At 60.9% G+C, this 15,424-nt stretch carries 12 protein-coding genes and 3 tRNA genes; 1 reads left to right on the forward strand and 14 read right to left on the reverse strand.

Features of this window, described 5'->3' with window-relative positions:
• The first annotated feature begins 166 nt into the window (after positions 1 to 166).
• A complete protein-coding gene (locus PspCFBP13508_RS22730) occupies positions 167 to 1,450 on the forward strand; it encodes an FAD-binding oxidoreductase (protein WP_130912345.1) in 1,284 nt (427 codons plus the stop codon).
• A gap of 130 nt (positions 1,451 to 1,580) precedes the next feature.
• Here PspCFBP13508_RS22730 and PspCFBP13508_RS22735 read toward each other — a convergent pair whose 3' ends face one another.
• The 14 genes from PspCFBP13508_RS22735 to accD form a co-directional block, all read right to left on the reverse strand.
• Positions 1,581 to 2,552: an XdhC family protein gene (locus PspCFBP13508_RS22735; RefSeq protein WP_137215741.1), complete on the reverse strand. Its 972-nt coding sequence runs from the start codon at positions 2,550 to 2,552 to the stop codon at positions 1,581 to 1,583.
• A gap of 1 nt (position 2,553) precedes the next feature.
• Positions 2,554 to 3,789, reverse strand: coding sequence for a cytochrome c (locus PspCFBP13508_RS22740; protein ID WP_137215742.1), 1,236 nt, complete (start codon positions 3,787 to 3,789; stop codon positions 2,554 to 2,556).
• Positions 3,790 to 3,791: 2 nt separating this feature from the next.
• Positions 3,792 to 4,331 (reverse strand): (2Fe-2S)-binding protein, encoded by a 540-nt coding sequence (locus tag PspCFBP13508_RS22745; protein WP_016773947.1) that lies wholly within the window; start codon positions 4,329 to 4,331, stop codon positions 3,792 to 3,794.
• Positions 4,324 to 7,155, reverse strand: coding sequence for a xanthine dehydrogenase family protein molybdopterin-binding subunit (locus PspCFBP13508_RS22750; RefSeq protein ID WP_137215743.1), 2,832 nt, complete (start codon positions 7,153 to 7,155; stop codon positions 4,324 to 4,326). The genes PspCFBP13508_RS22745 and PspCFBP13508_RS22750 overlap by 8 nt, the downstream gene beginning before the upstream one ends.
• 475 nt (positions 7,156 to 7,630) lie before the next feature.
• A tRNA-Asp gene (locus PspCFBP13508_RS22755) sits at positions 7,631 to 7,707 on the reverse strand.
• 93 nt (positions 7,708 to 7,800) lie between these two features.
• Positions 7,801 to 7,877, reverse strand: a tRNA-Asp gene (locus tag PspCFBP13508_RS22760).
• A 55-nt stretch (positions 7,878 to 7,932) separates the two neighbouring features.
• A tRNA-Val gene (locus PspCFBP13508_RS22765) sits at positions 7,933 to 8,008 on the reverse strand.
• 196 nt (positions 8,009 to 8,204) lie between these two features.
• Positions 8,205 to 8,981 (reverse strand): SDR family oxidoreductase, encoded by a 777-nt coding sequence (locus tag PspCFBP13508_RS22770; protein ID WP_071171659.1) that lies wholly within the window; start codon positions 8,979 to 8,981, stop codon positions 8,205 to 8,207.
• Positions 8,978 to 10,189, reverse strand: coding sequence for an O-succinylhomoserine sulfhydrylase (locus PspCFBP13508_RS22775; RefSeq protein WP_016773944.1), 1,212 nt, complete (start codon positions 10,187 to 10,189; stop codon positions 8,978 to 8,980). Before PspCFBP13508_RS22775 ends, PspCFBP13508_RS22770 begins: the two co-directional genes overlap by 4 nt.
• Before the next feature lie 69 nt (positions 10,190 to 10,258).
• The gene (gene purF / locus PspCFBP13508_RS22780; protein WP_016773943.1) at positions 10,259 to 11,764 is read right to left on the reverse strand and encodes an amidophosphoribosyltransferase; all 1,506 of its coding nucleotides are present in this window, start codon (positions 11,762 to 11,764) and stop codon (positions 10,259 to 10,261) included.
• Positions 11,765 to 11,805: 41 nt separating this feature from the next.
• A complete protein-coding gene (locus tag PspCFBP13508_RS22785) occupies positions 11,806 to 12,366 on the reverse strand; it encodes a CvpA family protein (protein WP_016773942.1) in 561 nt (186 codons plus the stop codon).
• Between the two features lie 98 nt (positions 12,367 to 12,464).
• Positions 12,465 to 13,127 (reverse strand): SPOR domain-containing protein, encoded by a 663-nt coding sequence (locus tag PspCFBP13508_RS22790; RefSeq protein WP_137215744.1) that lies wholly within the window; start codon positions 13,125 to 13,127, stop codon positions 12,465 to 12,467.
• Positions 13,111 to 14,418: a bifunctional tetrahydrofolate synthase/dihydrofolate synthase gene (gene folC / locus PspCFBP13508_RS22795; protein ID WP_137215745.1), complete on the reverse strand. Its 1,308-nt coding sequence runs from the start codon at positions 14,416 to 14,418 to the stop codon at positions 13,111 to 13,113. The genes PspCFBP13508_RS22790 and folC overlap by 17 nt, the downstream gene beginning before the upstream one ends.
• Positions 14,415 to 15,335, reverse strand: a complete 921-nt coding sequence (gene accD, locus PspCFBP13508_RS22800; RefSeq protein WP_016773939.1) for an acetyl-CoA carboxylase, carboxyltransferase subunit beta — start codon at positions 15,333 to 15,335, stop codon at positions 14,415 to 14,417. The genes folC and accD overlap by 4 nt, the downstream gene beginning before the upstream one ends.
• Positions 15,336 to 15,424: the final 89 nt, after the last annotated feature.

The raw sequence follows: 15,424 nt of genomic DNA on the forward strand, positions 1-15,424 counted from the left end.
TACGGAATTCCGGAGGGGTGTCAACACCTTTTTTTCACCTAACCCTATGAATATGCAAAATATTTAATTTCGCCTCAGCGACGAAGATTTTCCGGTGGCTGGCGGAGGTTTTTCAACTCGGGTAGGATCGACGCACTCGTAAAATATATTAAACAGAGGCAGCAGGATGGCGAACACCCAATACCCAGAGTCTTATTACGCTGCGTCGGCCAATGCCGTACCACCACGCCCTGTGCTGCAGGATGATGTGGAGACGGACGTCTGTGTGATCGGCGCCGGGTATACCGGGCTGTCGTCCGCCCTGTTTCTGTTGGAGAACGGTTTTCGCGTAACCGTGCTGGAAGCGGCGAAAGTCGGTTTCGGCGCTTCGGGGCGAAACGGTGGACAGATCGTCAATAGCTACAGCCGTGACATTGATGTCATCGAACGCACCGTCGGCCCCAAGCAAGCGCAATTGCTCGGTGAAATGGCCTTTGAAGGCGGCCGGATCATTCGCGAGCGCGTGGCCAGATACAACATCCAGTGCGACCTGAAAGACGGCGGTGTATTCGCCGCCCTTTCCGCCAGACAAATGGGTCACCTGGAATCGCAAAAGCGCCTGTGGGAACGCTTCGGCCACACCCAGCTGGAATTGATGGATCAACGCCGCATCCGTGAAGTGGTGGGTTGCGATCAATACGTCGGTGGCATGCTCGATATGAGCGGCGGCCACATCCATCCGCTGAACCTGGCGCTCGGTGAAGCGGCGGCAGTCGAGTCTCTCGGCGGCACCATCTATGAGCAATCACCTGCCGTGCGCATCGAGCGCGGCGCCAGTCCGGTGGTGCATACGCCGCAGGGCAAGGTCAGGGCCAGGTTCATCATCGTCGCCGGCAACGCCTACCTCGGCAATCTGGTGCCGGAACTGGCGGCCAAATCGATGCCGTGCGGTACGCAGGTGATCACCACCGAGCCGCTGGGCGATGAGCTGGCAAAGGCGCTGTTGCCGCAGGATTATTGCGTGGAGGACTGCAACTATCTCCTCGACTACTATCGCCTGACCGCCGACAAGCGTTTGATCTTCGGTGGCGGCGTGGTTTACGGCGCTCGCGATCCGGCGAACATCGAAGCGATCATTCGCCCCAAGATGCTCAAGGCGTTCCCGCAACTCAAGAATGTGAAGATCGACTACGCCTGGACCGGCAACTTCCTGCTGACCCTGTCGCGCTTGCCGCAAGTCGGTCGCCTGGGCGACAACATCTATTACTCGCAGGGTTGTAGCGGTCACGGCGTCACCTACACGCACCTGGCGGGCAAGGTCCTCGCCGAAGCGTTGCGCGGTCAGGCCGAGCGTTTTGATGCCTTTGCCGACCTGCCGCACTACCCGTTCCCCGGCGGGCAGTTGCTGCGCACACCGTTTGCCGCGCTGGGCGCCTGGTATTACGGGTTGCGGGATAAGTACGGCCTATAAACACCATTGTGGCGAGGGGATTTATCCCCGTCGGGGGTGCGCAGCGCCCCTCTCTTGAGCAGGAGGGGACTGCTGCGCAGTCCAACGGGGATAAATCCCCTCGCCACAGTAGATTCAGCAAGGCTTTGGATCAGAGCTGATCCCGAGCGATCCCGCTGCGAATCCGCAGGATATCCGCCAGCACCGCCAGCGCAATTTCCGCCGGGGTCTTGCTGCCAAGGTTGAGGCCGATCGGCGCATGAATCCGCGCCAGCTCTGCCTCACTCAAGCCACCAATGCGGCGTAAGCGCTCGAAGCGTTTCTGCGACGTCTGCTGAGATCCCATCACACCGATGTAAAACGCCTCGGTGCGCACCGCTTCCATCATCGCCAGATCGTCGATGCGCGGATCATGGGTCAGCGCCACGACTGCTGTGTCGCGATGGCAGCCACCGTCGGCAATGAACACCGAAGGCAACTGCCGACGGACCTCCACGCCATTGAGCACCACACCTTCAAGCACTTCATCACGCGGATCGCAGAGAATCACTTCGAAGCCAAGCCCTACAGCAAACTCGGCACAGGCCTGCGCCACACTGGAGTAGCCAGCGAGCAACAAACGCTGTGCTGCACCAATACGGATGCGCACCCGATCAATCTCACGCTCGATCCGTGCACCCTGCTCGCGATCAGCCAACAGAACGCGCGCACCGCTGGCCAGATCGACTTCGCGAAGCAGCCGACGTTGACCCAGCAGCGCTGATTCCAGTTCACGCAGATGCGCCTGCACCTCGCAGTCGGCGTCAAGTTTCTCCACCAACACATCGAGAATGCCGCCACAAGGCAGGCTGACCCGCGAGCGCGGATCATCGCCTTCGCCGTAACGCACGACGCTTACTGCTTCGAGAAATGCACCTTCGGCGACGCGCTGAAGAAAGTCCTCCTCGACGCAACCGCCCGACAGCGAACCGATCCACTGCCCGCCTTCGCTCACCGCGAGCAGCGAGCCCGGCGCGCGCGGTGCCGAACCGTAAGTGGCCAGCACCGTGCACAGCCAGATTTGCTGCCCGGCCACCGACCATTCCAGCGCCCGACGCACCACTTGCAGATCGAGATGCTGCATATCAGTGGGCCTTGTGCTCGACGCTCGGCGCGTCGGCTTGCAGCTTCTGCACTTCGCTCACCGCCAGTTCAGCGCCCTGCCCGCCCCAACCCTGACGCAAATAGTTGAGCAGATCGGTCAATTGCTCAGGACTGAGCTTTTCAGCAAAACCCGGCATCGGCTGCATGTGCTCGAACCCGGAAAACTTCTGTTCGCCGATACCATCCTCGATCACTCGCAACAGGTTGCGCGGATCTTCCAGGCGCAACGTGGTGTTGCCACGCATGGCCACTGCGATGTGCGGTTTGCCTTCACCGCCAGCCGCGTGACAACCGGCGCAGACGTTCAGGTATTCCTGACGGCCGCGCTGAGCACTCGGGCTGAGCTTGCCGAGCGGCACCTCGACGAGCTCTTTGGCTGGCGGCGGTTGCTCGCCGAGCAGGAATGTCGCCATTGCCGCCAGATCCGTATCGCTCAGCCCCTGAGTGCTGTTGTGAAACACCGGGAACATCTCGTTGAACATCGTCCCTTGCGCGCTCATGCCGTGCTTGAGAAACGTGCTCAGATCCTGCTGATTCCAGCCGCGCGCGGCCAGGTCGGTGGCCAGCAGGCTTGGCGCCAGATAACCGTTGAGGATGCCGCCGGTCATGCGCTTGTCCATTTGCATCGCGCCGGGCAGGCCGCGTGGCGTATGGCATTCGCCGCAGTGACCGAGAACGTCGACCATGTACTGGCCGCGCTTCCACGCCGCACTTTTGCCTTCCGCCGATTCAAGCTTGACGTCTTTGCCGTAGAGCATGTTCCAGCCAGTCAGGCCCAGACGCACATTGAACGGAAAGCTCAGGCTGGTCACCGGCGCGGCGCGTTCGATCGGCTCGATGGTTTTCAGATACGCGTGAATCGCATCGGAATCGGCGCGCGGCATCAGGTGATAAGAGGTGTACGGCATCGCTGGATACAGATTCGCACCGTCGCGCCGCTTGCCTTCGGTCAGCGCAGCGAAGAACTCGTCATCGCTGTACAGACCGATGCCGTGCTCTTTGCTCGGGGTGATGTTGGTGCCGTAGATCGTGCCGAATGGCGAGACGATCGGCAGGCCGCCGGCATAGGGCGCGCCACCCGGTGCGGTGTGGCAGGCCATGCAGTCAGCGGCGCGGGCGAGGTATTCGCCGCGCTTGATCTGATCGTCGGCGTGGGCCGCCATGAGCGGCGCAGCCAGTCCGACCGCGAGGGCCAAGCGGGTCAGTAAACGCTTCATGCTCAACCCTCCTTGACCAGACCAAGATCGGTCAGCACGTTGCGCGTGGCGTTGTAATAACGCACGTAACCGGTGCAGCGGCAGACGTGATGGCCGAGGCTGTCCTCGATCACCTGTTCCAGCTGACTTTTGACGATCGGCTGGCGCTGCAGCTTCTCGACCAACACCGTCGCGGCGTTGACGAAGCCTGGCGCGCAATAGCTGCACTGGAAGGCGAACTCGTCGACAAAGCGCTGCTGGATCGGATTGAGCTCGGTGACCTGACCCTGCTCGTCGCGAGTGGCGTGGCCTTCGATGGTGCGGACTTTCTTGCCCTCGAAGTAGTGCGCGCCGGTGATGCAGGTGCGCACTTCTTCGCTGGTACCGTCTGGGTTATCGACGATCACCACGCAGGCGTGGCAGATCCCCTGACCGCAGCCCAGCCGCGAGCCGGTGAGGTTTTTGTATTCGTGCAGGTAGTCGATCATCGGCAGGTCATCAGGGATGTCCACCGGGCCGACGGATTGACCATTGAGGGTCAGTTGAAGCGGACGGTTAGCCATTGAGGGCCTCCTTGATGCGCGCAGCGGTGATAGGCAAGTCACGAACACGTTTACCAATGGCGTGCGCCACGGCGTTACCGATGGCACCGACAATCGGGATCATCACCACTTCGGCGATGCCCTTGGACGGATCGCTCGGCGACAGCGGCGGCAGGATCTCCGCGGTCTGCTTCCACACCGCAACGTGACGCGCCATCGGCAGGCGGTAACGGTTGAAGTTCCAGTCACCCTCCCCCGGCCCGCCTTCGTACAACGGCATTTCTTCCATCAGCGCATGGCCAATGCCCATGGCGATACCGCCTTCAAGCTGACCCTTGACCAACTCTTCAACCAGCACGCGACCGCACTCGATCCACGAATGGTGATTGAGCACCTGGACTTCCGCCGAGCCTTTATTGACCTTCAACTCGACCAGCGTCGCGACCGGGCTGTAATAGGTCACGGCAGCGTTGTTCAACTGCACTACCGGGTAGTTGACGTTCTGCCGATCGAGCAGGTGGAAACCGGCGCTGTTCATCTGCGCTTTCTTCGCTTGCGGCGCGCCATCGCCGTATTTCACCGCCAGACCGTCGAGCGGCAGGCGCTCGCGCACGCCGTCGATGCTGTATTCAGCCTCGGCCCAGCTCCAGCGGTTGAAACCGTGCACCGTGGCGCCTGTAACCAGACCGCGCTCGTGGGCGCGCTTGGCCAGCTCTTCGAAACTCAGCGGCTGCATGCCGTTGGCGGTCAGCTTGCCGTCGATCCAATGCGCATCTTCGCGGCGCACCACGTAAGGGTTGGCCTGACCGCCATACGGACCCTGACGCCAGATCTCCAGTGCCGCCGGCCACAAGCCGTGGTTGAACAGCACACGTGCCGCTTCCCGGGTTGCATGGCTGAAGTAATAGGCGGAGTTGGTCGCCGAGGACGCCGACGCCAGCTTGCCGACCCAGCGCGGATTGCGCAGCAGATTGTCCTGCTCGGCCTGGCTCATGATGTAAGGGTTGCCGCTGGTGATCAGCTGCATTTCCTGCCATTCGGTTTCGCCGGTCTTCACCTCATGCGCGGGGCTGCCGAGGAAATCGGCGACGACCAGGGCTTGCGAGGTGGACATGCCGGTACCGATTTCGATGCCGATGTGGCGCAGGGTGATGCGCCCGTCAGCGGTGAATTCGATGCTGGCCATCGGCGCTTCGGAGCCGGTGCCGAAGTCTTTCTGGCAGATGGCGAAACCGACGCCGTACCAGTTATCCGGGTCTGCCGCTTCACGTTGTTGCTTGATCGCGTCGCGGTTTTTCCAGACTTCGTGCACCGAGGCCTTGTCGAGAATTTCGTGCAGGCGCAGTGCACCGGCCGGGACTGCGCCCTGGGTGTTTTTCATGCCGGAACGCAGGGCATTCCTGCGGCGCAAGTCGATAGCGTCGACACCCAGGCGATTGGCGATCTCATCGACCATCATTTCGGTGGCCGCCATGCTTTGCAGGGTGCCATAACCGCGCATCGAACCCGCCTCGACCGCGCGCGAGTGATACGCGGTGACTTGCAGGTCGTTCTGCGGCATGTAGTAGATCGACTGCGCAGCCGTGGCGCCAACCGCCGCCACCGATGGGCTGTAGTTGACCCGACCGCCGCCGTCGACGCTCATTTCTGCACGGAAAATCTTGAAGGTGTAGTCGTTCTTGTCCACGGCCAACTGGTAGCGGATGTCGAACGGGTGACGCTTGATGCCGCTCTGGAATTGCTCATAGCGGTCGTTGGCCAGACGCACCGGCACACCGGCGCCGTACAGCGCGGCCAGGGCTGCGTAGTAGACGAAAATGTTGTGGTCTTTGGAGCCATACCCGACGGTGTAGCCAGGGTGCATGTTCAGGTTGGCCAGGCCGAAACGCGACGGCCCGATCATCTTCGCGGTCTCGGTCGCGACTTCCAGCGGGCATTGCGTCGCCACGACGAAATGCAGGGTTTTGGTTTTCGGGTCGTACCAGCCGTTGCCGTTGTCCGGCTCGAGGGCGGCCGGTTCGATCGACGGCGTCTTGTAGCGCTCATCGAACACCAGCCAGTTGTCTGGCGGCGTGTCGATTTCCTGCTTCATGCGGTCGGCGTAGAACAGGCCGCGCTCGGTGAGGTTGCCATGAAGGTTCGGCGATGCATTCCACACTGGACGGCGGTTCTTCAGCATCGGAAACAGGATCGAATCCTTGAGGCTGGCGAATTCGTCTTCGTCCGCCGAAGTCGCGCCGCCGACTCGCACGTAGCGGAAGCTGCCGTAGGGGTCGCCTTCGTAGAACGGCACTTTGGCGCCGTAACGAATCGCTTTGTCATGGAATTTGAGTTGATTCTTGGCCTGACGGAAACGCTCGAAGTCGTTCCAGATCAGGATCGCCACCGGATGACCGATGAACATCGGCACTTTGCCTTCTGGCAGCAATGGATCAGGCGCGTGCTCTTCGGGGAAGTGGATACCGTCCTTGTCCAGGTCGGCAGCGGTAACGATGCGGTCCGGCTGCAGATCAGCGCCGAGCCACGCCAGGTCGTAGCCTGCGTAGATGCGGTCGGCCTTGATGGTTTTCAGCAGCATGGCGTGGCCTTGTTGTTCAGGCCAGCCGGGCATGTCCTTGGCGCGGATGTCGCGGGCAAACACTTTGCTGCCGCAGACCTTGGACAGAGCATCGTTGCGTTGCCGCGCCTTGCCGTTATTGCCGAGCCATTTCTCGGACGGCACGGTGACGCTGTTTTCCATCAAGGCAGCCAGCGCCTGACTGCTGAGCGGCGTAAGCGTAACGCTCACACCCGCCACCAGCCCGCCCTGGAGGAACGAGCGCCGGGATATTTCACGGTTGGACATGGATCATCCTCTGGGCGGTTATAGGTCCGCCCTTGTGGTTATCTACTGGGGATCTCGAGTCGTGCAGAAGCTCTTTCTGGCGAAGCAAAGAGCTGTATTGACAGTGCAAAGCTGACCGAAAGGTTAACTTTAAAGGTTTCTGCGCCCACAGCAAACAACCAGTTACAAAAACCTGACTAAATAATCAAAAAATCAATGCGACGTGGCACCGCACGCGTCTTGAAGGCTTTCTTGTAGGAGCTGTCGAGTAAAACGAGGCTGCGATCTTTTGATCTGGATTTTTTAAGAGCAGGATCAAAAGTTCGCAGCGTACCGCAGCTCCTACAGGGGATTTGTGCAGGAGTTCGAGAGGGGAATAGCCAAATTTCAGACACAAAAAACCCCGGCCTTTCGACCAGGGTCTTTGCTATCGATCCGACTCAGCCGATGGCTGGTTTCGGCGCTTCAAGGCGTTCAGTGGTCCTTGAAACAGATATGGCGCAGCGGACGGGACTCGAACCCGCGACCCCCGGCGTGACAGGCCGGTATTCTAACCGACTGAACTACCGCTGCGTATCGCTTTGAGCTTGCGCTCAAGTAACTCGTTTTGATTGCCGGCTTCGGTGCCTGGCAATCGCGAATCAGATGAATCTGATTCGTAAAATATGGCGCAGCGGACGGGACTCGAACCCGCGACCCCCGGCGTGACAGGCCGGTATTCTAACCGACTGAACTACCGCTGCGCGTCGGTGCAGGCACTTTCAGCCTACTCTCTTGCTTGCGCAAGCTTCTCGGGAGTGGTGGGTGATGACGGGATCGAACCGCCGACATTCTGCTTGTAAGGCAGACGCTCTCCCAGCTGAGCTAATCACCCGTTTGCATCTCCGAGGCCGCGAAATTTACGCAGGTGGCGCAGCTAAGTCAATAGCAGGATTGGAGTTTTTTTCAAAAAGGGGTTCAAGCTTCAAGCTTCAAGCTTCAAGCTTCAAGAAAAGGATGATCACCTAAAACAGGCACACCAGCGTCTTGCTTTAACTTGAAGCTTGCAGCTTGCAGCTCGAAGCTGCCTTTCACTGCTCGTAGATCATCTTCTTGGTCATGCCGCCATCGACGACAAATTCCTGGCCGGTGACAAACCCGGCATTCCTCGACAGCAACCACGCCACCATTGCCGCCACGTCCTCGACAGTCCCTACCCTGCCCGCCGGATGCTGAGCATGATCGGCATCGGCCAAAGGTTCGGCGCGACGCACCGAGGGATCACGGGCATCAATCCAGCCAGGACTGACTGCGTTCACGCGGATTTCCGGTCCAAGGCTGATTGCCAGCGCATGGGTCAGCGCCAACAGCCCGCCCTTGCTCGCCGCATACGCCTCGGAGTCCGCCTCCGACTGTCGCGCGCGGGTCGAGGCCAGATTGACGATCGAACCGTTGTGCGCACGCAGATACGGCGCACAGTGCTTGGCCAGTAACATCGGCCCGCTCAGATTCACCGCCAGCACCCGATTCCAATACGCCAGATCGAGGCTTTCCAGGGTGATGTTGTGCGGATCGGCCACCGCCGCGTTGCAGACCAGCGCATCAAGACGACCAAACTGCCCCAATACCTCGGCCACGCCCAGCGCGACCTGGTTTTCGTCGGCGACGTCCATGGCGATGAACCAGGCGTTCTCGCCGAGCACCTTCGCCACTTTCGAACCACGCACCCGATCAAGATCGGTCAGCACCACCTGCCAGCCTTCGCTGATCAGCCAGGCGGCAATTCCAAGGCCGATACCGCGCGCAGCCCCGGTGACCAGCGCCACGCGGCCATGGGTATTGGCCGCCGGTGTGGACAACTCGATCACAATGCCGCCAGACCGCGCGCCAGATCAGCTTGCAGGTCAGCCACATCTTCCAGACCGACCGCAACGCGGATCAGACTGTCACGAATGCCTGCCGCTTCACGCTCCTGTGGCGCCAGACGGCCGTGGGAGGTGGTGCTTGGATGGGTGATAGTGGTTTTGCTGTCGCCAAGGTTGGCGGTGATCGAAATCAACCGCGTGGCATCGATAAAGCGCCAGGCGCCTTCTTTGCCGCCCTTGACCTCGAAGCTCACCACCGCACCGAAGCCCTTCTGCTGGCGCTGAGCCAACTCGTGCTGCGGATGGCTCTTCAGACCGGCGTAATGGACCTTCTCGATGCCGTCCTGCTGCTCCAGCCATTCGGCCAGCGCCTGAGCGTTGGCGCAATGCGCTTTCATGCGCAGGTTGAGGGTCTCGAGGCCTTTGAGGAAGATCCACGCGTTGAACGGGCTGAGGGTCGGCCCGGCGGTCCGCAGGAAACCCACCACTTCTTTCATCTGCTCACCGCGACCGGCGACAACGCCGCCCATGCAGCGGCCCTGACCGTCGATGAACTTGGTCGCGGAGTGCACGACAATGTCTGCGCCGAGCTTCAGCGGCTGCTGCAACGCCGGGGTGCAGAAGCAGTTGTCGACCACCAGTTGCGCGCCCTTGGCATGAGCGATTTCTGCCAGCGCAGCGATATCCACCAGCTCGGCCAACGGATTGGACGGCGATTCGACAAAAAGCAGTTTGGTGTTGGATTTGATTGCCGCATCCCAGGCCGACAGATCGGCCAGCGGGACGTAATCGACTTCGACACCGAAGCGCTTGAAATACTTCTCGAACAGGCTGATGGTCGAGCCGAACACGCTGCGCGATACCAGTACATGATCGCCAGCACTGCACAGGCTCATCACCACCGCCATGATCGCGGCCATGCCGGTGGCCGTGGCGACGGCCTGCTCGGCGCCTTCCAGCGCGGCGATGCGCTCTTCAAACGCACGCACGGTCGGGTTGGTATAACGCGAATAGACGTTGCCCGGCACTTCGCCGGCAAAGCGCGCCGCAGCATCGGCAGCGGTGCGGAACACGTAACTGGAGGTGAAGAACATCGGATCACCGTGTTCGCCTTCCGGCGTGCGGTGCTGACCGGCACGGACGGCCAGGGTATCGAACGCTACGCCTTCGAGGTCGCTGTCCAGCCGACCGGCATCCCATTCCTGACTCATGCTGTCTCTCCTTTGTTCACGAACAATAAATATCAGATACAAAACCGGCCCCTCAGGGCCGGTGGAAACTCAGTTGTTGTACAGATCGATGATCGCACTGACTGCCTGGGTCTTGACCTTCGAGGCATCGTTGCGCGCCTGTTCGATCTTGTTCAGGTAAGCCTCGTCGACGTCACCAGTCACGTACTTGCCGTCGAACACCGCGCAATCGAAGTGCTCGATCTTGATCTTGCCGCCACCGACCGCTTCGATCAAGTCAGGCAGGTCCTGATAGATCAGCCAGTCAGCGCCGATCAGGTCGGCCACGTCCTGGGTCGAACGGTTGTGCGCGATCAGTTCGTGAGCGCTCGGCATATCGATACCGTAGACGTTCGGGAAGCGCACCGCAGGTGCCGCCGAGCAGAAGTAGACGTTTTTCGCGCCGGCTTCGCGGGCCATCTGGATGATCTGCTTGCAAGTGGTGCCGCGCACGATCGAGTCATCGACCAGCATCACGTTCTTGCCACGGAATTCCAGCTCGATGGCATTGAGCTTCTGGCGTACCGACTTCTTGCGCGCCGCCTGGCCCGGCATGATGAAGGTGCGACCGATGTAGCGGTTCTTGACGAAGCCTTCGCGGAATTTCACACCCAGGTGATTGGCCAGCTCCAGCGCGGCAGTACGGCTGGTGTCCGGAATAGGGATGACCACGTCGATGTCGTGCTCAGGGCGCTCGCGCAGGATCTTTTCGGCAAGCTTCTCGCCCATGCGCAGACGTGCCTTGTACACCGACACGCCGTCGATGATCGAGTCCGGACGCGCCAGGTAGACGTGTTCGAAAATGCACGGGGTCAGCGACGGGTTGGTTGCGCACTGACGGGTGTGCAGCTTGCCATCTTCGGTGATGTACACCGCTTCGCCTGGCGCGAGATCGCGGATCAGGGTGAAACCGAGCACGTCCAGGGAAACGCTTTCCGAGGCGATCATGTACTCGACGCCTTCGTCAGTGTGACGCTGGCCGAACACGATCGGGCGAATGCCGTGCGGGTCGCGGAAACCAACGATGCCGTAACCGGTGACCATCGCCACAACGGCGTAACCACCCACGCAGCGGTTGTGCACGTCGGTCACGGCGGCGAACACGTCTTCTTCGGTCGGCTGCAGCTTGCCGCGCTGGGCCAGCTCGTGGGCGAACACGTTGAGCAGCACTTCCGAGTCGGAACTGGTGTTGACGTGACGCAGATCGGATTCGTAGATCTCTTTGGCCAACTGTTCAACGTTGGTCAGGTTACCGTTGTGCGCCAAGGTGATGCCGTACGGCGAGTTGACGTAGAACGGCTGGGCTTCGGCCGACGTCGAGCTGCCGGCAGTCGGGTAACGGACGTGGCCGATACCCATGTGGCCGACCAGACGCTGCATGTGACGCTGCTGGAACACATCACGCACCAGGCCGTTATCCTTGCGCAGGAACAACCGGCCATCATGGCTGGTCACGATACCGGCAGCGTCCTGGCCGCGGTGCTGGAGCACGGTTAGCGCGTCATACAGCGCCTGATTGACGTTCGACTTACCGACGATACCGACGATGCCACACATGCGACGCAACCCCTACTTAATGGATCTGAACTGAACAGCACTCACTGAGGCGTTTTCGCCGTCGGCAAGAGCTGCTCCTTGAACGGAATCTCAGCGGGTACGCTGATTCCGCTGGCAAGCCACTGACTGCTCCACCCGAGTATCAGGTTTTTGGACCAGTCGGCGACCAATAGAAACTTGGGCACGAGCTGTGATTCTTTCCACCACCCGTCCTGCTGTACCGGCCCCAGGCTCAACAGCCCGACCGCCACGACCACCAGCAACACGCCACGCGCTGCGCCGAAGGCCATGCCGAGGAATCGATCGGTCCCGGACAACCCGGTGACGCGAACCAACTCGCCGATAAGATAATTGATCATTGCGCCCACGATCAGTGTGGCGACAAACATGATGGCACAGCCCGCGATCACGCGAGCCGATGGGGTTTCGATGTATCCGGCGAGGTACTCGGACAGTGAGCCACCAAACATCCAGGCAACCGCTCCTGCGATGATCCAGGTCAGCAGCGATAACGCTTCCTTTACGAAGCCGCGGCTCAGACTGATCAATGCGGAGATGGCGATGATTGCAACGATCGCCCAGTCAACCCAGGTAAATGGCACAGTGCAGCCTACAGACGGATAAGGCGGCGCATTTTAGCAGAGCGCATGGCTGTCGGTAAGCTGCGATTGTCAGTGCTTTTCAATCGAGGTGATAGATTTCAGCCACGTTCAGGCTGAAAACGGACAACGAAGCCCTTGAGGTTCTGTTGACGGCTCAGCAGATCACGCAGACGATCGGCCTCGGCACGCTCGATCAGCGGACCGACGAACACCCGGTTCTTGCCATCGGCCGAACGAATGTAGGCGTTATAACCCTGGCTGCGCAGGTTCTTCTGCAGGCTTTCGGCGCTGGCGCGGCTCGACAGACTGGCCAGTTGCACCGACCAGCTCACCGACAGACCGTTGGCATCGACGCGGCTCTGCGTGGTGTCAGGCTTGCTGGTTGTGGAGGCGATTGGCTGAGCCGGCGCCGGAATCGGCTTGGCCACCGGTGGCGGCGTTGCCGGGCGGGCAATCTGCGCCGGGATGGTCGGTGCCGGGGCGGCCGGAGCAGCAGCCGGAGCAGCAGGCACCGCTTCTTCAGCGACCTCTGCGTCCGTTGGCACAGGCTCTTGCGGCAAAGCCTGGGGCTCAGGCACGGCGACCGGGTCCATTTGCACTTGCGGCATGGCCGAAGGCTGAGGCGCAGCCGGGGCCTCGACGGCCACCTGACGCTGCTCGTCCTGACGGGAAAACAGCATCGGCAGGAAGATCACCGCCAGCGCCACCAGTACCAGCGCGCCAACCATGCGCTGCTTGTACGCTTTATCCAGCAAAGCCATTTGCCGCTTCCTCCGTGGAGCGCCGGGCCAGCCATTCAAGGGCCTCGGCGACACAATAAAATGATCCGAACAAGAGAATCTCGTCGTCGCTGGTACCTACAGCACACTGCCCTTCCAGAGCCGCCGCAACGCTGGCATAGGACGTAACCGAAGCACCAAGGTTCTGCAGCGCTGCCTCAAGCTCAGTTACGGGACGCGCACGCGGCGAATCCAGCGGCGCGACAGCCCAATGCGCGACACTAGCATTCAATTCGCCAACAACACCATCGAGATCCTTGTCCGCCAGCAACCCGAACACCGCCAGACGCTTGCCAACCGGCGGCCGCGCAGCCAGACGTCGCGCGAGATATTCAGCGGCATGCGGATTGTGACCAACATCCAGCAACAGGTTCAGGCGCTTGCCGTTCCATTCGAACGAACGACGATCGAGGCGCCCGACCACGCGCGTCGCCTGCAACGCAGGTACGATCTGTTCGGCATTCCACGGCAAACCGGTCAGCAGATAGGCTTGCAGCGCCAGCGCGGCGTTTTCCATCGGCAGATCGAGCAGCGGCAGGTCGCGCAATTCGACCGATTGGCCTTGGACATCGGTGCCGCGCCATTGCCAGTGTTGGTCAGTGATGCCGAGATCGAAATCGCGTCCACGCAGGAAGAACGGGCAAGCCAGTTCACGCGCCTTGTCGAGCAGTGGTTGCGGAGGGTTCAGATCGCCACACAAGGCCGGTTTGCCCTGACGGAAAATTCCAGCCTTCTCGTAGGCTACGGATTCGCGGGTATCGCCCAGATAATCGGCGTGATCGACGCCAATGCTGGTGACCAGCGCGATGTCGGCATCGACCACATTGACCGTGTCCAGACGCCCGCCCAGACCCACTTCAAGCACTACAGCGTCAAGTGCAGACTGCTGAAACAGCCAGAACGCCGCCAGGGTGCCCATTTCGAAGTAAGTCAGGGAAGTCTCGCCGCGGCCCGCCTCGACCGCAGCAAAGGCTTCGCACAGCTGGGCGTCAGTGGCTTCGACGCCATTGAGTTGCACCCGCTCGTTGTAACGCAGCAGGTGCGGAGAATTGTAGACACCAACGCTCAGGCCCTGCGCACGCAGCAAAGAAGCCACGAACGCGCAGGTCGAACCCTTGCCGTTGGTGCCGGTGACCGTGATCACCCGAGGCGCCGGCTGGCCCAGCCCCATGCGGGACGCTACCTGTTGCGAACGCTCCAGGCCCATGTCGATGGCCGACGGATGCAACTGCTCGAGGTAGGCGAGCCATTCACCAAGGGTGCGCTGGGTCATACGTTGGCAGGCACCGGCGGCACCACGATCGGCTCGATCGGCGCGGCGACGAACTTCGGCGTCGGCTTGCCGGTCATCTGTGCCAGCAGGTTACCCAGACGCGGACGCAGTTCCTGACGGTGAATGATCATGTCGATTGCACCGTGCTCCAGCAGGAATTCGCTGCGCTGGAAGCCTTCCGGCAGTTTTTCGCGCACGGTCTGCTCGATTACCCGCGGACCGGCGAAGCCGATCAGGGCTTTCGGTTCGCCAACGATGACGTCACCGAGCATCGCCAGACTGGCGGAAACGCCGCCGTAGACCGGGTCGGTCAGTACGGAAATGAACGGAATGCCTTCTTCACGCAGGCGCGCCAGCACGGCCGAGGTCTTGGCCATCTGCATCAGCGAGATCAGCGCTTCCTGCATGCGCGCGCCACCGGAAGCGGCGAAGCAGATCATCGGGCAGCGGTTTTCCAGTGCGTAGTTGGCAGCGCGCACGAAGCGCTCACCGACGATGGCGCCCATGGAACCGCCCATGAAGTTGAATTCGAATGCCGAAACCACCACCGGCATGCCCAACAAGGTACCGCTGACCGAGATCAGCGCGTCTTTTTCGCCGGTCTGCTTCTGCGCAGCGACCAAGCGATCCTTGTACTTTTTGCCGTCGCGGAATTTCAGACGGTCAACCGGCTCCAGGTCAGCGCCCAGTTCGTTGCGGCCTTCCGGATCGAGGAAGATGTCGATGCGCGCACGTGCGCCGATACGCATGTGGTGGTTGCACTTGGGGCAAACGTCCAGGGTCTTTTCCAGCTCCGGACGGTACAACACCGCCTCGCAGGATGGGCATTTGTGCCACAGACCTTCAGGCACCGAGCTCTTCTTGACCTCCGAGCGCATGATCGAAGGGATCAGTTTGTCTACTAACCAGTTGCTCATGCTTTCTTTCTCCAGTACCGGCGGCCCGAACGCTCTGGTTCGCAGCCCCGCGTATGCCCTTGAGCTAAATTCATGTGTGTGGCGATGGT

The sequence above is a fragment of the Pseudomonas sp. CFBP13508 genome (assembly GCF_005233515.1).
Taxonomy (GTDB): domain Bacteria; phylum Pseudomonadota; class Gammaproteobacteria; order Pseudomonadales; family Pseudomonadaceae; genus Aquipseudomonas; species Aquipseudomonas mercuritolerans.

Bases quoted from the DNA above. Each gene is read 5' to 3' on its own strand.
- purF (WP_016773943.1), bottom strand. From the start codon at position 11,764: ATGTGTGGCATCGTCGGTATCGTCGGTAAGTCGAACGTCAATCAGGCG.
- PspCFBP13508_RS22730 (WP_130912345.1), top strand. From the start codon at position 167: ATGGCGAACACCCAATACCCAGAGTCTTATTACGCTGCGTCGGCCAAT.
- PspCFBP13508_RS22775 (WP_016773944.1), bottom strand. From the start codon at position 10,189: ATGAGTCAGGAATGGGATGCCGGTCGGCTGGACAGCGACCTCGAAGGC.
- accD (WP_016773939.1), bottom strand. From the start codon at position 15,335: ATGAGCAACTGGTTAGTAGACAAACTGATCCCTTCGATCATGCGCTCG.
- PspCFBP13508_RS22745 (WP_016773947.1), bottom strand. From the start codon at position 4,331: ATGGCTAACCGTCCGCTTCAACTGACCCTCAATGGTCAATCCGTCGGC.
- PspCFBP13508_RS22735 (WP_137215741.1), bottom strand. From the start codon at position 2,552: ATGCAGCATCTCGATCTGCAAGTGGTGCGTCGGGCGCTGGAATGGTCG.
- PspCFBP13508_RS22740 (WP_137215742.1), bottom strand. From the start codon at position 3,789: ATGAAGCGTTTACTGACCCGCTTGGCCCTCGCGGTCGGACTGGCTGCG.
- PspCFBP13508_RS22750 (WP_137215743.1), bottom strand. From the start codon at position 7,155: ATGTCCAACCGTGAAATATCCCGGCGCTCGTTCCTCCAGGGCGGGCTG.
- PspCFBP13508_RS22790 (WP_137215744.1), bottom strand. From the start codon at position 13,127: ATGGCTTTGCTGGATAAAGCGTACAAGCAGCGCATGGTTGGCGCGCTG.
- folC (WP_137215745.1), bottom strand. From the start codon at position 14,418: ATGACCCAGCGCACCCTTGGTGAATGGCTCGCCTACCTCGAGCAGTTG.